An 18,506-nucleotide genomic window follows, 5' to 3' on the forward strand; every position below is an offset into this window, starting at 1 on the left:
CTCACGCCGGTAGATGGGGCATCATCTCGGGGCGACCGCGCCCGGCGGCCCGCCGGGACTGCGCGAGGTGGATCACGGCGCCCTCGTCGTGCAACGGGCTGGCCAGGACGCCGGGACGGCCGTCTGATCCGCATTGCAGCGCGGTGAGCAGCCGGTGCGCCGGCATCGGGCGGGTGAAAAGATGTCCCTGCCCGGCGGCACAGCCCATCGCCCAGAGCGCCCGCCGTTGTGGCTCGCTCTCCACGCCCTCGGCCACGACGGTCAGTCCGAGGCTGCGGCCGAGATCGATGGTGGAGCGGATGACGGCGACGGCCTCGCTGGAGGTCTCCATCGCCAACACGAACGATTGGGCGATCTTCAGCTCGTGCACCGGAACGCGGGACAGGAGCGACAGCGACGAGCAGCCGGTGCCGAAATCGTCCAGGGCGAGCCGGACGCCGGCGTCGCGCAACTGTCCTAGTACCTGGTCGACCACCTCGAGCTGACTGATGGTGAGGGTTTCGGTCAGTTCCAGGATGAGCTGCTGCGGTGCGATGTCGTGCGCACGCAGTCTGGCCAGCACGGCACTGGGGAACCGCGGATCCAGCAGGCTGCGCGGGGAGAGGTTCACCGCGACGGGCAGCGTGAACCCTGCCTCGGCCCAGGTGGCTGCGGCGACGAGCGACTGGTCGAGGACCGCGTCGGCGAACGCGGGGAGCAGGCCGGAACGCTCGACGGTCTCCAGGAAGCGCCGCGGGTCGAGCCGTCCCCGGTCGGGGTGCTGCCATCGGGCCAATGCCTCAGCGGCGAGGACCTCGCCGCTGGCCAAATCGACGATCGGCTGGAAGCTGACGCTGAACTCGTGCTGGGCGACCGCGCGGGGCAGATCACCGCCGAGCGCGAGCCGGCCCACGTCGGCGGTGTCCCGGCCGCGATGGTAGGTGGCGATCCGGCTACCGGAACGTTTTGCCTGGTACATCGCGACGTCTGCGCGGCGTAGCAACTCCGCCATACCACCGCTGCCGGGTGCGATGGCGATGCCGCCGCTGGCCTCGACGCTGATCCGCATGCCGTCGAGTTCCATCGGTTCGCAGATGGTGGCGAGCAACGTGTCGGCCCGGTGGGTGGCGATGGCGGGCGCGGGCAGGGTGGTCAGCAGCACGGCGAATTCATCGCCGCCGAGGCGGGCTACGAGGTCGCCGGTCGCGGCGGCGGCGGACAGCCGTCGCGCCACCTGGATGAGCACCTCGTCCCCGGCTGCGTGCCCGAGCGTGTCGTTGATCTCTTTGAAGTGATTGAGATCGATGAGCAGGAGGGCGGTGATGCCTTCGGCGTGCCGCCGACCGAGTAGTTCCGCACCGTGCTCCATCAGCCGGCGGCGGTTGGCCAGCCCGGTGAGCGCGTCCTGCGCGGCCTGCTGGGCGTGCCGCGCGGCGTCACGGGTCAGCTTCTGGTACGCCTCCGCGTTGCGCACCGCGGTGCACAACGCCGAGGCGAAGGTACGCAGGGTGTAGTGCTCCCGTTCGGAGAGTTTGACCGGACCGGTGAAGCAGAGACGGAGCGTGCCGGTGCTGTCCTCGCTGTCGGCGCCGGTGAGCGGCAGGGCGACGATGGTACGCATCCGGGCGGTCGGCGCGGTGGTGGGTGGCCCGTCGTAGCGCACACCGTCACTGTTGCCCTGCACCAGCCGGGCCGGATCGTTGAGTTCGACCTCCACCAGGTTCGTGGAGAACAGTTCGGCCGCCTGTACCGCGGCGGTGGACAGCACCTTGTCGAGGTCGACAACGTTGAGTGCGTCGGTGGCCCGGGCCAGGCGTTGCCACGCCTGCTGGTCTGCCCGGGCCCGGGCCTGCCCGGCGTGGGCGAGATGGACGCAGAGGATCAACGGTGGGATCGCGACGAGCAGCCACTGGTCGGCGACCAGGATGCTGAGGGTGCCGAGGATCAGCAGGTATCGCACCAGGGCGCTGGCGACCCGGAGACTCCAGTCGTCAAGGAACAGCCGGTGCACCTTGGTGCCGGTGTCGAGGGCGATGACCGGCAAGGTCAGCATCTCGTCGAGCACCACCGCGACGCTGTAGGCGACGGCGAGCGGGACCACCATGCTGGCCAGATCGTCCGGCGGCCATCGCCAGTCCAACAGGTGTAACGCGATTCCCGCCGCGCTGGCGACCAACATGTTCTTGGCGATGGCGAACGCTGCCTTGATCCGCGGGAGGCTCTGGGTCGCCAGGGCGATACCGACGCCCAGACCGGTGCAGAGCACGACCAGTGGGGCTTCGGCCACCGCGAGTCCGACGACGATTGCGGTTTCGCACCACGAGATCGCGTGTGCGGTGGAGCGGATCCGCAGGTGCCATTTGACGACGAACCCGACCGCCACGAGGAAGATCAGCGTTGCCGTGGACGCCAGGTCGGTGACGTTGGCGGTCATCGTCCCGGCGACGAGATAAAGCGCGACGATGCCGGCAAAGAAAGCACAAACGACGACGAGACCGACAAGCGGCCAAAGCCGCCGATCGGTCTCAGCGTCGCGTCGGTCTGTACGAGTCACACCCGTTCCTGCATTCAACGGGGAAGCGTTGCGTGCCTCGCAAGACTACTTGTCGTGACCCGTTGGCAACAGGTCTCATAGCCACTCGTGTCCGCGCATCGCGACCTCCTCTAGTCGATTTACCAGGATTGACCTGGTCTATTTGGTTCGACGAGAGCAAGCTTAAGTTGCGTTTTGCCAGTTGCATACTCATAAATGTCCATATGCGCAGATTAAGGGAAGGTTGGAGGGTTTTGTCACCCTGTGTCCGGGAGTATTTACGGAACGCTTTCGAACAGTGTTCGTTCATACTCTTAGGTTTTCCTTATGGCTGGACCCGGCTCCTTAGCGGCTGCCTCCCCGGTCGGGCGCAGTACCGGTCCGAACCGAATCCTGCAGACAACTTTGCCTGGTACTCGTGCGGGTGGGCCAGAGCAGACCGGCCCTTCTCGCTAGGCTCGATCAGGTGACCGGAACACAGAACCTCACCCATGTCGATGAATCGGGTGCCGCCCGGATGGTGGACGTTTCCGCCAAGCAGACGACCGCTCGTCAAGCCGTTGCCGCCGGCTGGCTGCGGACCACCGCAAAGGTGATCGAACTGGTGCGCCGTGACGGTCTGCCCAAGGGAGACGCGCTCGCGGTCGCCCGGATCGCCGGGATCATGGGCGCCAAGCGAACCCCGGACCTCGTCCCGCTGTGCCACCCGATCGCTCTGCACGGCGTCGTGGTCGATCTGGTCCTGCACCCCGACTCGGTCGAGATGACCGCCACCGTCCGTACCGCTGATCGCACCGGCGTCGAGATGGAGGCGCTCACCGCGGTGGCCACCGCCGGACTCGCCTTGATCGACATGGTCAAGGCGGTCGACCCGGCGGCCAGCCTGGACAGTATCCGGGTACTGCACAAAACCGGTGGCAAGACCGGCGACTGGCACCGACCGGCGGACCGGCCGTGAACCGACGCGCCCGGGTGGTGATCGCATCCAACCGCGCCGCCGCCGGAGTCTACTCCGACACCAGCGGACCGCTGCTGGTGTCGGGACTGCGGGAGCTCGGCTGCCAGGTTGACGAGCCGGTGGTCGTGCCGGACGGACCGCCGGTCACCGAGGCGCTGCGCCAGGCGATCGCCGACGGGATCCACGTCGTCGTGACCAGCGGCGGCACCGGCATCAGTCCGACCGACCGCACCCCGGAAGCGACCCGGGCGGTACTGGACTACGAGATTCCCGGTATCGCCGAATCGATCCGGGCGGTCAGTCGCTCGGCCGTCCCGGCCGCCGCGCTGTCGCGGGCCACGGCCGGCGTGGCGGGCCGTACGCTGATCGTCAACCTGCCCGGCAGCACCGGAGGCGCGCGCGACGGACTCGCGGTGCTCGGGCCGATCCTGGCCCATGCGCTTGACCAGTTGAGCGGTGGCGACCATTCCCGTGGATGACCGATAGGCTCGACTGGTGACCGCGCAACCGCACGCCGGCGTCTCCGCCGGCCCGGGCGCACCATCCGCGCCTGTCGACTGGGCGCAGGCCCGCGCGCTGTGCTTCGCGGCCGGCCGGGCCGCCCGCCGGCCGGCCGCGCAGGTACCGCTGCCGCAGACCGACGGCTGCACCTTGGCCGCGCCGCTGACCACCCTCACCGACCTTCCGGCGTTTGCGACGGCGAGCGTCGACGGCTGGGCGGTCCGCGGTGTCCCGCCCTGGCGAGTGGTCGGGCAGGCGCTCGCTGGCGGCGTGCCGCCGGCATTGACCGAGGACGGCACCGCGATGCAGATCGCCACCGGCGCGATGGTGCCGGCCGGTGCTACCAGCGTGCTGCGGATCGAAGAGTCGAGCCGCGACACCGACGGCCGGGTATCCGGTGCGCCCCGTCCGCAACCGGAGTGGCGGGTGCCCGGCGAGGAGGCGACCGTCGGCGAGGAGCTGCTGCCGGCCGGCACACCGGTCGATCCGGGGGTGATCGGTCTCGCCGCCTCCTGCGGGTACGACAGCCTGCCGGTGCACCGGCAGATCCGAGCGGCGTTGCTGGTGTTCGGCGACGAACTACTGACCGCCGGCCGGCCCGGCGCCGGCCGGGTCCGTGACGCGCTCGGCCCGGCCGTGCCGGCATGGCTGCACCGGTACGGCTGCGAGCTGTCCCCGCCGGCGGTGACCGGCCCGATCGCGGACACCCTTGACGCGCACGTCGACGGTCTGCGTACCGCGTTGGCCGATGCCGACCTGGTCTGCACCACCGGGGGCACCATGCACGGCCCAGTCGACCATCTGCACCCCGCGTTGCGTGAGCTCGGTGCCGAATACGTGGTGAACACGGTCGCGGTCCGGCCCGGATTTCCGATGCTGTTGGCCCGGGTCGGCGCGAGCGATGGCCGGCAACGGTTCGTCGCCGGCCTGCCGGGAAACCCACAGTCCGCCATCGTCGCGCTGGTGTCCCTGGTCGCGCCGTTGGTCGCCGGGCTGCAGGGCAGGCAGGCACCGACGCTGCCCCGGCACCGCCTCGGTGCGCCCGTACCCGGTCGGGGCGACTTCACCCACCTGGCGCTGGTCCGGACGGACCCGCTGACGGGTACGGCGCACCCCGTGCCGTATACCGGCTCCGCGATGCTGCGCGGGTTGGCGGCCGCCGCCGGGTTCGCGGTGATCCCACCCGGCGCTACGGGCGTGCCCGGTGACGAGGTCTGCGTCGTACCTCTGCCGCTGCTGCCCGGGGAGCGGCCGTCGGCGCAACTCTGCGGGCAGCCTCAGCGACCTGCGCGGGAACCCCGGTGAGCGGCGCGGGAAGAGGAGCTGTCGTGACCGATGCCGGCCGGCTCGCCCTGGTGTCGGTGAGCGCTGAACCGCTCGACCTCGCCGCGCACGAGGCGGCGGTCACCGACCGGCGGGCCGGCGCGGTGGTCTCGTTCCAGGGAGTGGTCCGCGACCATGATCACGGCCGGGCCGTCACCGGGCTGGAGTACGAGGGTCATCCCAGCGCCGAGCAGGTGCTGCGCGAGGTGGCCGCCGAGGTGGCCGCCGACCCGGCGGTGTACGGGGTGGCCGTGTCGCACCGGCTCGGCGTACTCGCCATCGGCGAGGTGGCGCTGGTCGCCGCGGTGAGTACGGCGCACCGGGCCGCCGCTTTCGCGGCCTGTGCCCGCCTGGTCGACGAGGCGAAGGCCCGGCTGCCGATCTGGAAACGTCAGGTCTTCGCCGACGGCACCGAGGAGTGGGTCAACTGTCCGTAGTCTGTGGCTGCCGCAGGCGCGACTGCTGGATCCGCGGGCCGGGATCGGCGTAGAAAGCGGGTTCGGCGCCGGGGCGCCACGGTAGCGCCGCGACCAGGACGATCAACGCCAGCCCGAGGGAGTTCTCCATCACGACGCCGAAGAGGCCGTCGTGATAATGCGACACCTGCGGTAGCTGGTGCTCGTACGGCCAGATCGGCGAGACCAGGAAGAGCAGGTAGAGCCCGACCGCTGCGGCGGCGTGCCGCAGCCCGGTCAGCGTGGGGAACCAGATCGGCGTACGTAGGCCCGCGACGCCGCTGATGCCCGCTCCGGTCGGTGGGTAGGTGCTGCGGGAGATGAGTCCACGGCTGGCACTGCGGCGGCGCAGCGCCGCATCGGCCAGCACGATGACCGCCGGGATCACGAACACCAGATGATGTGACCAGCTGATCGGGCTGATCACGTTGGCGGTGAGCCCGATCAGGGTGAACGCGGTCAGTTCGTCGCCGTCGGCGTGGGCGTGCGCGGCCCGGGAGAGCCCGAGCGCGAGTAGCAGCGAGGCGAACGACAGCCAGAGCAGCCCCGGGGTCTCCATCGAGTCGTAGAGCCGGGCCAGCACACCGGCGAGGGACTGGTTCGGCGTCATGTCCGACACCCCGACCCGGCTGGTGTCCCAGATGATCGAGGTGAAGTAGACGGTCGACTCGTGTGCGGCGACGAGCATCGTGCCGGCGGTGACCGCGATCGCCGTACCGATCGCGGTACTCGCCGCCCGCCACTGCTTGGTCACCAGCAGATAGACGATGAACAGCGCGGGGGTCAGCTTGATCGAGGTGGCCAGACCGATCCCGGCACCTGCCCAGATGCCGCTGAAGAACATCCGGCGCATCGGGCCGCCGGTGCCGAACCGGTGCGGCACCGGTGCGGCCCGCCAGCGAAGCGCTATCAGATCCGCGATGATCAGCATGAACAGCAGCAGGTTGACCTGACCGTACCCGAGGGTCTCGCGGGAGGGCTCGATCGCCACCGCGAGCGGCACCGCCAAAGCCACGGCGAACCATCGGGACCAGCCGCAGCGGTCCGCGATCGGGCCGATCAGCGCCGTCAGCACGACGGTGAGTGCGGTGATGCCGAGCAGCACGTTGAGCCAGCCGGCGGTGACCATCGGCACCAGCGCCATGGGCAGCATGGTGAGGCCTGCGAACGGTGGATAGGTGAAGCCGAGGGTGGTGTCCGGCGCGATGAACTCGTAGAGCTCCGCGCCACCGGCCCACCAGGTCACCGCGCCGTGGTAGATGCGCATGTCGAAGAAGTTGTACGGCCGGCCGAACTCGCCGATCGCCTGCCAGGCGGCGTACCAGGCAAGCGCGACCAGACCGAGCCGAACCAGGGTGGCGCGATCGACGTTGCGCATGCTCCGGCGCGTCGGAGCGAGTTGGTCCCGGCGCAGCGGGGCCAGACGACGGACCCGTCCTCGGACGTCCGTCACCATGATGAACCCACCCCCGGTTACCGTTCGTGAAGCTGTCGCAGATGCCCATCTGAGCCTAGAACGGACCGGAGTGCGTTACGGCGTGCGTTACCCTACCGTGTCCGATCCCACACTAGTTCGCGATATTTCCACCACGTTAACGCTCTGTGGCGTCTTCGCCATGTTTCGTGGTCCTCGATGCACAACTACCCAACGAAGTCCGATATATACAGGTCAGCGCGGGAGGCGACGGCCGGCCGCGACCGAACGGAGCGCGATCCTGGTGTCCCGCCGGGCCCCGTGCATCGCCCGCCGAACCGATCGGCGGCCCCGGCGCACCGCGTGACCGGTGCGCCAGCGCAGGCCAGGCTGGCCCTGAGTATCCGCCGCAGCGAGCAGCAACCCGCCGAAAAGGCCGAGATTCTTGAGGAACTGAACTCGGTGGGTTTGCCGCTCGGCGGGATCGGACGCTGACCAGAACGGATGTCCAGCGATGGTGGTGGGCACCAGCGAGGCCGCGAGTACAGCGGCGGCCGGACGGGTCAGCCGGCCGGTGGCGAGCAGCAACCCAGCGGCCAGCTGAGTCGCGCCATGTAGGCGGACGAGTCTGTCGGCATCGGCCGGCAGGCGTGGGTCCGCGCGTTGCAGCACCGGCCCGAGCCGGTCGGTGACCGGCTTCGCCCGATCGACGTACGGCTGCGGATCGACTGCCGCTCGGGCGCCGCTGACGATGAAGATGCCACTGAGTAGCGCGCGAGCAGTGGTGCGTACGGGTCTCATGCCCCCAGTCATACCCGCCCGGCCGCTTCGCTACCCCGCGAACGGGCCGCTGAGTCCGGGTGTGGCCGGCTACGCCGGCTGAGTCCGGGTGTGGCCGGCTACGCCGGCTGAGTCCGAAGGTAACGGCCGAAGTGCGGGACGGTGAAGGCGACCGTGCCGCGTTCCCCGGAGTAGATCAGGCCCTTCTTGATCAGTGCGTCCCGCGCGGGTGACAGGCTCGCCGGTTTGCGCCCCAGCGCACGGGCGATTTCCGCGGTGGGCACGGCCTCGTCCGGGTCAGTATCGGCGGCATCGGTGCTGGCCAGGGCAGCCATCGCCCGCATGTACTCCCGCTCCGCCGGGGTCGCCCGCTCGAAACGTGAACCGAAGAATCCGACCGCGAGTTCGGCCTCCGCCTCCGGAGCGGCGACCTGGACATCGCCGGCCGTCACCGGTGAGCGCGGGGCATGGTCCCAGGTCGCCTTTCCGTACGCCTGGACGAAGTACGGATACCCGCCGGACTTCTCGTAGAGCAGGTCGAGTGCCTTCGACTCGTACTCGACCTGCTCCCGGGCGGCCGGCGCGGTCAGCGCCTGATCGGCGGCGATCCGGTCGAGCCGGTCGATGCGCTGATAGCGGAACAGGCGCTCGGAGTAGGACTTGGCCGCGGACAGCGCCGCCGGCAGATGCGGTAGCCCGGCACCGACCACGATCAGCGGGCCGCCGAGTTGGGAAAGCTCGTGACAGGCCGCGCAGAGCGCGGAGATGTCGTCGGCGCTGAGATCCTGCATCTCGTCGATGAACAGTGCGATCCCGGTGCCTACGTCGGTGGCGACGGCGGCGGCGTCGGTGAACAGCTCGACCAGGTCGATCTCGATGTCGCCGGAGTCGGCCCGACCGGTCGCGGCCGGCACGTCGATGCCGGGCTGCCAGCGGTCACGCAGCCGGGCCTGACCGCCGCGCCCACTCCCGGCCGCCGGGGCGGCACGCAGCGCGAAGGCCTTGAGTACGCCGAGAAAGTCGTCGATGCGTTCGGGTGCCCGATGGTGCGGGGCGAGTTCACGTACCGCCATGTGCAGCGCCGCCGCCACCGGTCGGCGCAACGACTGGTCCGGCCGGGCTTCGATCTTGCCGGTGCCCCAGAGTCGGGAGATGGCCTGCGAACGCAGCGTGTTGAGCAGTACCGTCTTGCCGACGCCGCGCAGCCCGGTCAGCATCAGGCTGCGCTCCGGCCGGCCTCGGGCGACCCGCTCCAGAACAACCTCGAAGACGTCGAGTTCGCGTCCCCGGCCGGCGAGTTCCGGCGGGCGTTGGCCGGCGCCGGGAGCGTACGGGTTCCGGATCGGATCCACGTATGGCACCGTATCGGGTCGTCTAGCGCCAGCGCTAGAACCGGGTATATCCCGTCAGCGTGTTGGGCCTCGTGCAAAGACTAGGGCTCTCTAGCTACAGCGCTAGAGAGCCCTAGTCTTTGCGATCGATCTGGCCCGGCTCAGAGTTCCTTCATGCACAGCACGTAGTCGAGGATCGTCTGGTCGCTGTCGTGGGTGTAGGTGGTGTCGGTCTCGGGGTGGCCGAAGACCGGGTCGTCGCAACGCTCGGTGTCCGTGGTCAACGGGATCCGGGAGAGCACTTCGAACGTGCCCGGGCCGCATGACACCTTGCGCAGCACCGCGTCGTCCTCGGTGCCGTCGTTGACCACACAGTCGCCGACCACGATCAGCTCGCTGTCGCCACCGGTGGTCGGCGTCGTGGCCGGCTCGTCGGTCTCCTCGGGCTCCTGCGGCTCCTGCGGCGTGTCGGGAGAAGCGCTTGCCGACGGCCCGTCACTGGCGAAGTCGCTGCCATCGTCGGCGAACGCGAAGAAGGCGACCAACCCGCAGCCGCAGAGCAGCAACAGCACCACCGCGCCGACCACCAGCCCAATGATCAGACCGGTCCGTGACTTCTTCGGCGCGGGGGCACCCGGCATGCCCATCGGCGGACCACCCGGCATGCCGGGTGGGGGCGGCCCCCAGCCCGGGGGCGGATAGCCGCCCGCCCCGGCCGGCGGCGGATACGAGCCACCGCCGGAGGCAGGCGGATACGAGCCGCCGCCCGACGTGGGCTGATACGTCGGGTACGGGGTGGTGGGATCGGGATAGCCACCACCGGAGACCGGCTGGGCACCGGGTGGCGGCGGGTAGCCGGCTCCCGGGGGGTACTCGCCCGGCGGCGGGTAGGGGGAGCTGGGCGGGTAGCCGGGGGATGGGGGGTACGCGGGTTGGCCGGGCTGACCGGCGGGGTCGTCGGGCTGTCCCGCACCGGGATAGCCCGGCGGACCGTAGCTGGACATGATCTCCCTAGCGTTGTCGCTGCAGTGGTCGGGATGTGCTGGCAGCGGGGCGTGGACCAACCGTGCTACCAGGCACGGTAACCAACGGCGGCCAGCCGCCCGGACCTGCCTTGCCGCACCGGGGCCGGTAAGCGGTCACCGTTCCCTCAGGCACAGGACGAAGTCCAAGGCGTCGAGTTGGCTGTTGAAGAAGTACCAGTTCGTGTAGCCCTCGACGTCGGCACACTTGGTCTTGGCATCATCCTCACCGTCGGTGATTCCGTCGAAGCGGGCGAGCACTTCGTAGGTGCCGGAGTCGCATTCGGCGATGGTCAGGGCCGGAGGATCGTCGGCCGACTCAGCCTCGTTGCGGACGCACTGCCCTTCCTGGACGAAGCGGGCATCGTTCGACGAAGTCGGCGTCGGCGTCGGGGTGGGCTGCTCCGGTTCCGGCGACGGGCTGGCCGTCGTCGACGGATCCTGTGACGAAGAGACCTGCGGCTCGGCCGTCGACAACGCCTGCTCCGACCCGTTGTCCCCCGACTCGGACCGGGTCATCAGGTAAACTCCGACGGCCCCGCCGCCGCAGAGCAGCACGGCTACCCCGATCAGGACAGCGATCAGCGCACTGCTGGTCCTGCGGCCCTTGCCGCCACCCTTGCCGCCCTGTCGTCCCGGTTCGCCGCCTGGATCCCAGGCCGGTTCGGCCGTCGGATAGTCCGGCTGGCCCGCTCCCCGCTGCCAGGTCGCTTCGTTGGCACCCGACCAACCCGGTCCGGCCTGGGTCGAGGCCTGCCAGCTGGGATCCCCGGCCGGCGAGGGCTGTCCGTACCCCTGCCAGGTCGGATCGTGCGCCGGGCCCTGGCTGGTGTGCCAGTTGGGATCCGCGGCCGGCTGGCCGGCCTGCCAGTTGGGATCCGCGGCCGGCTGGCCGGCCTGCCAGTTGGGATCGGACCCGCCCTGCCACGGGTGGGTCGGTCCGCCGGCAGGCGTGTCACCACCCCAGGGGTCGTTCGTACCCCACGGGTCGGAAGGTTCCCGGTAGTGCTCCGGCTGCTGCCGGTCGGGCCACCGGTCGGGCTGTTGACCCGGGTACGGCCCGCCGGGCGGTCCGTAGTGCGACATGTCCTGTCCTCCTGCACGGCGGGATGGGTCCCTGACCACCCGCTTGGCACGGCGATGATGACGTCACCGTAGCGTGAGCACCCGGGGGGCTCACCTCCCCGAAGTGGGCCAACTCGCGTCCGGTCGTCACAGCAGCCGGAGTTGGCGGTCCTTGGGACGGCGCGGACCCTCGTCGCCGAGCCGGTCGAACAGCCCGGCGTCGATCGCGTCCAGGAACGGCGTCGGGCGGGTTTCCCGCTCGTGACCATGCCGGGTTCGCTGGCGGGCATGCGACACGTAGAGCCGGTCCTGTGCCCGGGTCAGGCCGACGAAGAACAACCGGCGCTCTTCGGCGATGTCATCGTCGTCGGGTGTACGGCCGGGGAAGCGCAACGGCAGCAGCCCATCCTCGCAACCGACCAGGAAGACCACCGGGAACTCCAGGCCCTTGGCCGCGTGCAGGGTGAGCAGGGTGACCGCCTCGGCGCGCGGGTCGAGCGCGTCGACCTCGGCATTGGTGGCCAACTGGGACAGGAGCATCGCCAGGTCGTCGCCGCAGCGTCGGGCGAGCGGGGTGAGCAGATCGACCGCCGCCCAGATGTCCGCCGGGACCAGTTGCGGGCCGGATGGCGCATCCAGGGTGGGTGTGGTGAAGCGGTCCGCCAGCATCTGCCCGGCGAGGCGGACCCGGGCGGCGAGCGAGCCGTCCAGGCCGCTGCTGGCGTGCCGCAGCTCCCGGGCGATCGCCGCGACGCCGGGCCGGTCGCGCAGCCGGTTGTGCGACCGCTTCTGCACCGGCACCCCGGCCCGGCTCAGCGCGTCCACGATCGGCCCGGCCTGCGCGTCGGTGCGGTACAGCACGGCGACGTCGGAGAAGGACACGTTCGACGCCTGCCCGTCGATGCGACCGGAATCCAGCGACCGATGGGAGACCCCACCAACCAGTTCGTCCACCGTCCGTACGACGAACGCCGCCTCTTCGGCCACCGTGGCGGCGGGGTAGAGCCCGACCAGCGGGGCCTGTGGATCCAGCCGGGCGGGTTCCAGCCGGCGGCCACGAACCAGCGAGCTCGGCGCGATGGCCTGCACCGCGGCGGCCAGGATCGGGGCGGCCGACCGGTAGTTTCTGGCCAGCCGGACCAGGCGCGCGTCGACGAAGTCCTCGGAAAACCGCAGGAAGTAGCGCACATCGGCACCGCGGAACGAGTAGATGGCCTGATCCGGGTCGCCGATCGCACACAGGTTGCCGTCCGCCGGGCTGAGCAACCGCAGCAGGTCGTACTGGTCGGCGTCCACGTCCTGGTACTCGTCGACGAAGATCCACCGCCAGCGGTCGCGGTATCGCTCGACCAACGCCGGGTCGTCGCGTAGCAGCTGCAGCGGCAGCGTGACCAGCTCGTCCAGGTCGACCAGGTTCGCGGCGCGGAGCAGCTTGACGTATGCCGCGTCGTCCTCGCCCGCCTCGGTGCGGGCCTGCGTACGCTCGCTGTCGTCGGCGATCCGGAAGTCCGCCGGCAGCCCGGCGGCCCGTGGATCGTCACGCAGGATGGCCAGGCCGAGGGAGTGGAAGGTCGCGACCGTGACGTCCTCGGCCACTGGCCCGAGCAACCCGTCGAGCCGGGCCCGCAGCTCCTCGGCGGCCCGGCGGGTGAAGGTGATCGCCAGGCAGTGCTCCGGATACACCCCCAGCTCGGCACAGAGGTACGCGATCCGGTGGGTCAGCGTCCGGGTCTTGCCGGTACCTGGGCCGGCCACGATCAGCAACGGGCCGCCGGGCGCGGAAGCGGCCACCCGCTGCATCGCGTCGAGCCGGTCCAGCAGCCCGGTGCCGACCTCCTCCATCCCGGCCAGCATCGGTTCGAACGGTTCGTGGGGCGACAGCGGCGGGGGCGGTGGGATCGGTGGCGGCGGCGGATCGGTGGCGGCCCGCGCCGCCGGCCGACCTGCCGCCCGACCCGCTGTCCGGTCCGCCGGCAGGCCTGCCCGAGTGCCGCGCCGCCCGCCCGCACCGGCGGCTTCGCGGGCAGGCGCCGACCCGGTGGCCGGTCGCTGTTGCGGCACGGGTACGTCGAACAGCGTGTCCGCCTGTGCGGCCCCTGCCCGGTGGGCCAACTCCTCCGGCGCGAACAGGGTGATCACGCCGTACTCGCCGTCGTAGCCGGGCACCCGGCGGACCTCGCCGCGACGCAGCCGCCCGATCGCCTCGCCGAGTAGTTCGCCGCCGGCCCGCCGGACCTCGTCGACCGGCACCTTCGTCAGGATGTCCAGCTCCGGCCCGAGCGTCGCGACCAGGTTGTTGACCTGCCCTTCGACCGTTTTGGACCGGGCGCCAACCTTGTTGATCTCGCCGATGATCTCGGGCAGCGTGACCAGGTGCGTCACCCGCTTGGCGGTCGCCGGCCGGTGCCCCTCGGCCCGGTCGGCGAGGTCTTCCACCCGGCTGAGTACGCCGATCGTGAGCGGCTTGCCGCACTCGGGGCAGCGCCCGCCGGCTGCCCGGGTCTGCTCCGGTGCCCAGTTGATTCCGCAGTTGCGGTGCCCGTCGGCGTGGTACTTGCCTTCCTCCGGGAAAAACTCGATGGTGCCGACCAGCCCGTCGCCGGTGCGCAGCGCTTCGCGGACGGCGTAGTAGTCCAGCGTGCTGTTGAACACGGTTGCCTCACGGGCCAGCGCCGGCGGGGAATGCGCGTCCGAGTTCGACACCAACTGGTACCGGTCCAGGCTGGACACCCGCCAGTTCATCGCCGGGTCGGACGACAGCCCGGTCTCCACGGCGAAGATGTGGTCGGCCAGGTCGGCGTAGCAGTCGGCGATCGCATCGAAGCCGGACTTGGACCCGAGCGCGGAGAACCATGGCGTCCAGATGTGTGCCGGCACCAGGTAGCCGTCCTCACTGGCCTCCAGCGTGATCTCCAGCAAATCGCGGGAGTCCAGCCCGAGGATCGGTCGGCCGTCGGAACCCAGGTTGCCGATCCGCCCGAGCGCGGTGTTGAACCGCGCCACCGCATCCAGATCCGGCAGGTAGACCAGGTGGTGCACCTTGCGCGTCCGGTCGTCCCGCTTGTAGATCGTGGAGATTTCCACGCTGAGCAGGTAGCGCACCGGGTTGGCCTCGGCGTCGCTGGCCAGCCGGGGTGGCAGCCGGCGGGCGACGTCACGCTCGGCCTGCGGGCTGAGTCGGTACAGGCCCGGCTCGGCGGGGCACAGCGACTCACGCAGGTGGTCGAACCACGCCGGGTGGGTGAAGTCACCGGTGCCGAGCAGACCGACCCCCTTGCGCCTGGCCCACCACGCCAGGTTCGACATGTTCAGGTCGCGGCTGCAGGCGCGGGAGTACCGGGAGTGGATGTGCAGGTCGGCGACGAAGGATCCGGGTCCCGTGGCGGAGCCGGGGGCAGACACGGCGCTGTACGGGGGCACGCCGCATCCTGTCACGGGCCGGTGCCGACCGGCGTGTCGCCACGCGCGGAAACCTCACGAGACGTGACTTACATTCGCCGGAGAACCTGTCGTGCCGCACCACCTCAGGGTGCAGATCAGCGGGTGCGCAACTCGACCAGTGACACCTGCGGCGGTGCGCCCACCCGCACCGGCGGTCCCCAGAAACCGGCCCCGTTGGTGACGTACACCTGGGTGCCGTCGACTTCGCCCAGTCCGGACACGACCGGCTGCGCCAGCCGGACCGCCAGGTTGAACGGCACGATCTGCCCGCCGTGGGTGTGCCCGGACAACTGCAGGTCGACGCCGTACCGGGCGGCCTCGGCGGCCTGCACCGGTTGGTGGGCGAGCAGCACCACCGGGCGGTCGGGGTGCCGGTCGGCGAGCGCCCGCTCGTAGTCCGGTCCGGCGAGCGGGCCGGAACCGGGCGCCATGGTCTCCCCGGTCGGATCGTTGACTCCGGCGAGGTCGATCACCCCGCCCGGAGTGACGATCTCCCGGCGTTCGTTCACCAGCACCTGCAGTCCCAACCGGTCCACCTCGGTCACCCATTCCTCGACGCCGGAGTAGTACTCGTGGTTGCCGGTGACGAAGAAGCTGCCGTAGCGGGCGCGCAGCCGGGCCAGCGGGGCGGCCACCGTACCCAGCTCGGTGACCGTTCCGTCGACCAGGTCGCCGACCACCGCGACCAGGTCCGCGTCCAGACTGTTGATCAGGTCGACGATCCGGGCGGTGTGCGCCACGCCGGTCAGCGGCCCGATGTGGATGTCGGAGACGGTGGCGATGCGCAGGCCGTCCATGGCACGCGGCAGCCGGGCGAGTGGGACCTGCACCCGGTCCAGCCGGGGTGGGCCGAGCGCGGTGCGCACGCCGTACCCGGTGATTGCGGCGGCGGTCGACCCGGCGACGATCGCGGTAGCGCGGGCGAGCAGCAGCCGCCGACCAGGATCCGGTGCCACGCCGTCGTCGGGCGGGCCGGCGGCTGGTCCGCCGGGCACCGGTGGCCCACCGGGTGCCGGTGGTGCCGCCACCGGGACCGCACCCACCCGGGTGACCTGCCGGGCCCGGACGCGCGCCAGCAGCCGGACGGTCAGCAGCGGCACCTCCAGCACGACCAGGACGACCAGCAGGTAGAACATCACCGCCAGCCATACGTACCCGGGCCAGGCCAGCCAGGACATGCCGGCGGACCGCGTGCTCACCAGGGTCACCGGCACCAGGACCGCCAGCGCGGCGGTCGCCAGCGTGCCGGCCCGCCGCCAGCCGCCGGCCCGGGTCGTGTCGCGGATGAGCCGCTTCCACAGGTAGAGGTGAATCAGGCCGGTGACGAAGGTGAGCGTGCCCACGAATCCCAGCACGGCGAGCATCTGGGCAGGTCCTCCTCGTCAGCCGCCAGCGAATGGCGGAAGCACGTCCACGATGGCGCCGGACGGCAACGGCGTGTGGTGATCGCGCCACGTGACGCCGTCGACCAGAAAGCTCGCCACCGCCAGTACGCGGGCGAGCCGTCCGCCGTGCCGAGCGGCGAGCTCGGCGGTGAACGCCAACCGGTCCAGTCCGGCGGGCACCGTCTCCTCGGCACACCCGGCGGCAGCTCGGGCGCCAGCGAAATAACGTACCGTGACCGGGTCGGAGCCGGTCGGCATGTCCTGACTCATCGCCGGTCAACCGCCGATCGCCGACATCGGCCGGGCCGGCTGCAGAAACGTCGGATCGTCGATGCCGTGCCCGGCCCGCTTGCCCGACATGGCGACCTGCCAGCGCCGCGCCAGTTCCGCGTCGTCGGCACCGCCACGCAGCGCGGTACGCAGGTCGGACTCGTGCCGGGCGAACAGGCAGTCGCGGACCTGTCCGTCGGCGGTCAGCCGGGTCCGGTCGCAGTCGCCGCAGAACGGACGGGTCACCGTGCCGATCACCCCGACCCGGGCCAGTCCGCCGTGCGGACCACTGCTGCCGGCCACCAGCCAGGTCTCGGCCGGTGCACCGCCCCGTTCGGCCGGGTCGGGTAGCAGGGCGAACTCGGCCGTCAACGCGTCGAGGATCTCGGCGGCGGTGACCATCCGACTACGATCCCACGCCTGCTGCGCGTCGAGCGGCATCTGCTCGATGAACCGCAACTCGTAGCCGTGGTCGAGGGCGAACCGCAACAGCGCCGGCGCCTCGTCGTCGTTGATCCCGCGCAGCAGCACGGAGTTGATCTTCACTGGGGTGAGTCCGGCGGCCGCCGCGCCGGCCAACCCGGCAAGCACCTCAGCCAGTCGTCGTCGGTACGCCAGCCGGGCGAACCGCTCGGCGTCGAGGGTGTCCAGCGACACGTTGACCCGGTCCAGCCCGGCATCGCGCAGGCCCGGAGCCAGCCGGCCGAGCCCGATACCGTTGGTGGTCAGCGAGAGCACCGGGCGGGGGCGCAGCCCCGCCACCGCGGCGACGATCCGGGTCAGGCCCGGCCGCAGCAGCGGCTCGCCGCCGGTGAAGCGCACCTCGGTCACCCCGAGCAGCCGTACCGCTACGCCGACCAGTCGGATCACCTCGTCATCGGTGAGAATGTCGGGGCTGGGCAGCCAGGGCAGCCCTTCCGGTGGCATGCAGTAGGAGCAACGCAGGTTGCACCGGTCGGTCAGGGAGACCCGCAGATCGGTGGCCACCCGGCCGTACCGGTCGGCGAGCCGGCCCGTGCCGGGCCGGGTGCTCTGCTCCATGCGCCGACGGTAGCGCGCCCGGCGGCTCAGGCTGCGACGAGTGCCTGCCGGGCCGCGCCGGCCACCGCCTGCCGGTACGCCGCGCCGAACAGCGCGGTGTGCACCAGCAGCAGATGCAGTTGGTGCACCGGCACCCGGGCCGACCAGCCGTCGGTGAGTGGCCACTCCTGCTGGTAACCGGCGAGGACACGGTCCAGGTGCGGTGCCCCGCCGAACAGGGCCAGCTGTGCCAGGTCGGTCTCCCGGTGTCCACCGTGCGCGGCCGGATCGACCAGATGGCAGCGCCGGTCCGCGCCCCAGAGCAGGTTGCCCGGCCACAGGTCGCCGTGCACCCGGGCGGGCGGTTCGTCCCCGCCGTACTGGTCGATCCGGCCGATCAGCTGCTCGACCAGCGCGACCTCCGCGGCGGACAGCGCACCGTTGTCGACCGACAGCCGCAGGTACGGCACCAGCCGACGCTGGGCGAACCAGGCCGACCAGGGACGGTCCGCAACTGGTGTGTTGTCCTGCGGCAGGGCACCGATGAAGCCGGTCCACGGTGCACCGAAGTGATCCGCGCCAGCCCGGTGGGTGATCGCCAGTTGCCGGCCGAACGACTCGGCGGCCTCGGCGTCCGGCGGGCCGGGGTCGACCCAGTCCAGCGCCAGCAGTCGCGGTAGCGCGGCGACGACCGCCGGCACCGGTACGCCATCGGCCTCCCGCAGCCAGCGCAGACCGTTGGCCTCGGCGGCGAAGAAGCCGTCCGGCATCGGCGTGCCGGCCCCCTGCGGCCAGGTCTTGGCGAACACCGAGTTGCCGTCGTCGAGGGTGAGCCGGCTGGCCGAGCAGATGCTGCCGCCGGAGACCGGCGTCTCCCGGATCCGCTGGTGGGTGAGGAACGTCGGCAGGTGCTCCGGATGGGCCCGCAGGTACGCCAGATCCATAGCCGTACGGTAATCGCGGCCCCGCCGGTGTGCGTACCGTAGTTACGCGCGCCCCTGGCGGATCCACCTGACCAGTGAGAATACT

At 70.9% G+C, this 18,506-nt stretch carries 15 protein-coding genes; 4 read left to right on the plus strand and 11 right to left on the minus strand.

The annotated features are described in order from the left end of the window. Position 1: 1 nt before the first annotated feature. Positions 2-2,533, minus strand: a complete 2,532-nt coding sequence (locus ACN27F_RS19310; RefSeq protein ID WP_421435329.1) for a putative bifunctional diguanylate cyclase/phosphodiesterase — start codon at positions 2,531-2,533, stop codon at positions 2-4. 445 nt (positions 2,534-2,978) lie between these two features. On the opposite strand from ACN27F_RS19310, the gene moaC reads away from it, so the two are divergent. From moaC to ACN27F_RS19330, 4 genes are all read left to right on the plus strand, one after another. Then, on the plus strand, positions 2,979-3,470 hold the full coding sequence (gene moaC / locus ACN27F_RS19315; RefSeq protein ID WP_421435332.1) for a cyclic pyranopterin monophosphate synthase MoaC: 492 nt from the start codon (positions 2,979-2,981) through the stop codon (positions 3,468-3,470). Further along, positions 3,443-3,949, plus strand: a complete 507-nt coding sequence (locus ACN27F_RS19320; RefSeq protein ID WP_421440318.1) for a MogA/MoaB family molybdenum cofactor biosynthesis protein — start codon at positions 3,443-3,445, stop codon at positions 3,947-3,949. Before moaC ends, ACN27F_RS19320 begins: the two co-directional genes overlap by 28 nt. A gap of 97 nt (positions 3,950-4,046) precedes the next feature. Next, positions 4,047-5,276, plus strand: coding sequence for a molybdopterin molybdotransferase MoeA (locus ACN27F_RS19325; protein WP_421440320.1), 1,230 nt, complete (start codon positions 4,047-4,049; stop codon positions 5,274-5,276). A 23-nt stretch (positions 5,277-5,299) separates the two neighbouring features. Then, positions 5,300-5,731: a molybdenum cofactor biosynthesis protein MoaE gene (locus ACN27F_RS19330; protein ID WP_421435334.1), complete on the plus strand. Its 432-nt coding sequence runs from the start codon at positions 5,300-5,302 to the stop codon at positions 5,729-5,731. On the opposite strand, the gene ACN27F_RS19335 is transcribed toward ACN27F_RS19330, so the two are convergent. From ACN27F_RS19335 to ACN27F_RS19380, 10 genes are all read right to left on the minus strand, one after another. Continuing rightward, entirely contained in the window at positions 5,718-7,205 is a 1,488-nt protein-coding gene (locus tag ACN27F_RS19335; protein WP_421435335.1) for a glycosyltransferase 87 family protein, read from the minus strand. The genes ACN27F_RS19330 and ACN27F_RS19335 overlap by 14 nt on opposite strands. 213 nt (positions 7,206-7,418) lie before the next feature. Continuing rightward, positions 7,419-7,964, minus strand: a complete 546-nt coding sequence (locus tag ACN27F_RS19340) for a DoxX family membrane protein (protein WP_421435336.1) — start codon at positions 7,962-7,964, stop codon at positions 7,419-7,421. Positions 7,965-8,062: 98 nt separating this feature from the next. Then, positions 8,063-9,295: an AAA family ATPase gene (locus ACN27F_RS19345; protein WP_421435338.1), complete on the minus strand. Its 1,233-nt coding sequence runs from the start codon at positions 9,293-9,295 to the stop codon at positions 8,063-8,065. A gap of 140 nt (positions 9,296-9,435) precedes the next feature. Continuing rightward, positions 9,436-10,278 (minus strand): LppU/SCO3897 family protein, encoded by an 843-nt coding sequence (locus ACN27F_RS19350; RefSeq protein ID WP_421435341.1) that lies wholly within the window; start codon positions 10,276-10,278, stop codon positions 9,436-9,438. Between the two features lie 135 nt (positions 10,279-10,413). Further along, the gene (locus ACN27F_RS19355; RefSeq protein WP_421435344.1) at positions 10,414-11,382 is read right to left on the minus strand and encodes an LppU/SCO3897 family protein; all 969 of its coding nucleotides are present in this window, start codon (positions 11,380-11,382) and stop codon (positions 10,414-10,416) included. A 126-nt stretch (positions 11,383-11,508) separates the two neighbouring features. After that, positions 11,509-14,781, minus strand: coding sequence for a UvrD-helicase domain-containing protein (locus ACN27F_RS19360; RefSeq protein WP_421435346.1), 3,273 nt, complete (start codon positions 14,779-14,781; stop codon positions 11,509-11,511). Between the two features lie 116 nt (positions 14,782-14,897). Continuing rightward, entirely contained in the window at positions 14,898-16,166 is a 1,269-nt protein-coding gene (locus ACN27F_RS19365) for a metallophosphoesterase (RefSeq protein WP_421435348.1), read from the minus strand. Positions 16,167-16,184: 18 nt separating this feature from the next. After that, on the minus strand, positions 16,185-16,457 hold the full coding sequence (locus ACN27F_RS19370) for a MoaD/ThiS family protein (RefSeq protein WP_421435351.1): 273 nt from the start codon (positions 16,455-16,457) through the stop codon (positions 16,185-16,187). A gap of 6 nt (positions 16,458-16,463) precedes the next feature. Then, complete coding sequence (moaA, locus tag ACN27F_RS19375; RefSeq protein WP_421435353.1) at positions 16,464-17,498, minus strand: GTP 3',8-cyclase MoaA; 1,035 nt, start codon at positions 17,496-17,498, stop codon at positions 16,464-16,466. A 26-nt stretch (positions 17,499-17,524) separates the two neighbouring features. Further along, entirely contained in the window at positions 17,525-18,421 is an 897-nt protein-coding gene (locus tag ACN27F_RS19380; RefSeq protein ID WP_421435356.1) for a fructosamine kinase family protein, read from the minus strand. Positions 18,422-18,506 lie beyond the last annotated feature (85 nt).

It is taken from the genome of Solwaraspora sp. WMMB335 (genome assembly GCF_049179075.1).
Classification (GTDB): domain Bacteria; phylum Actinomycetota; class Actinomycetes; order Mycobacteriales; family Micromonosporaceae; genus Micromonospora_E.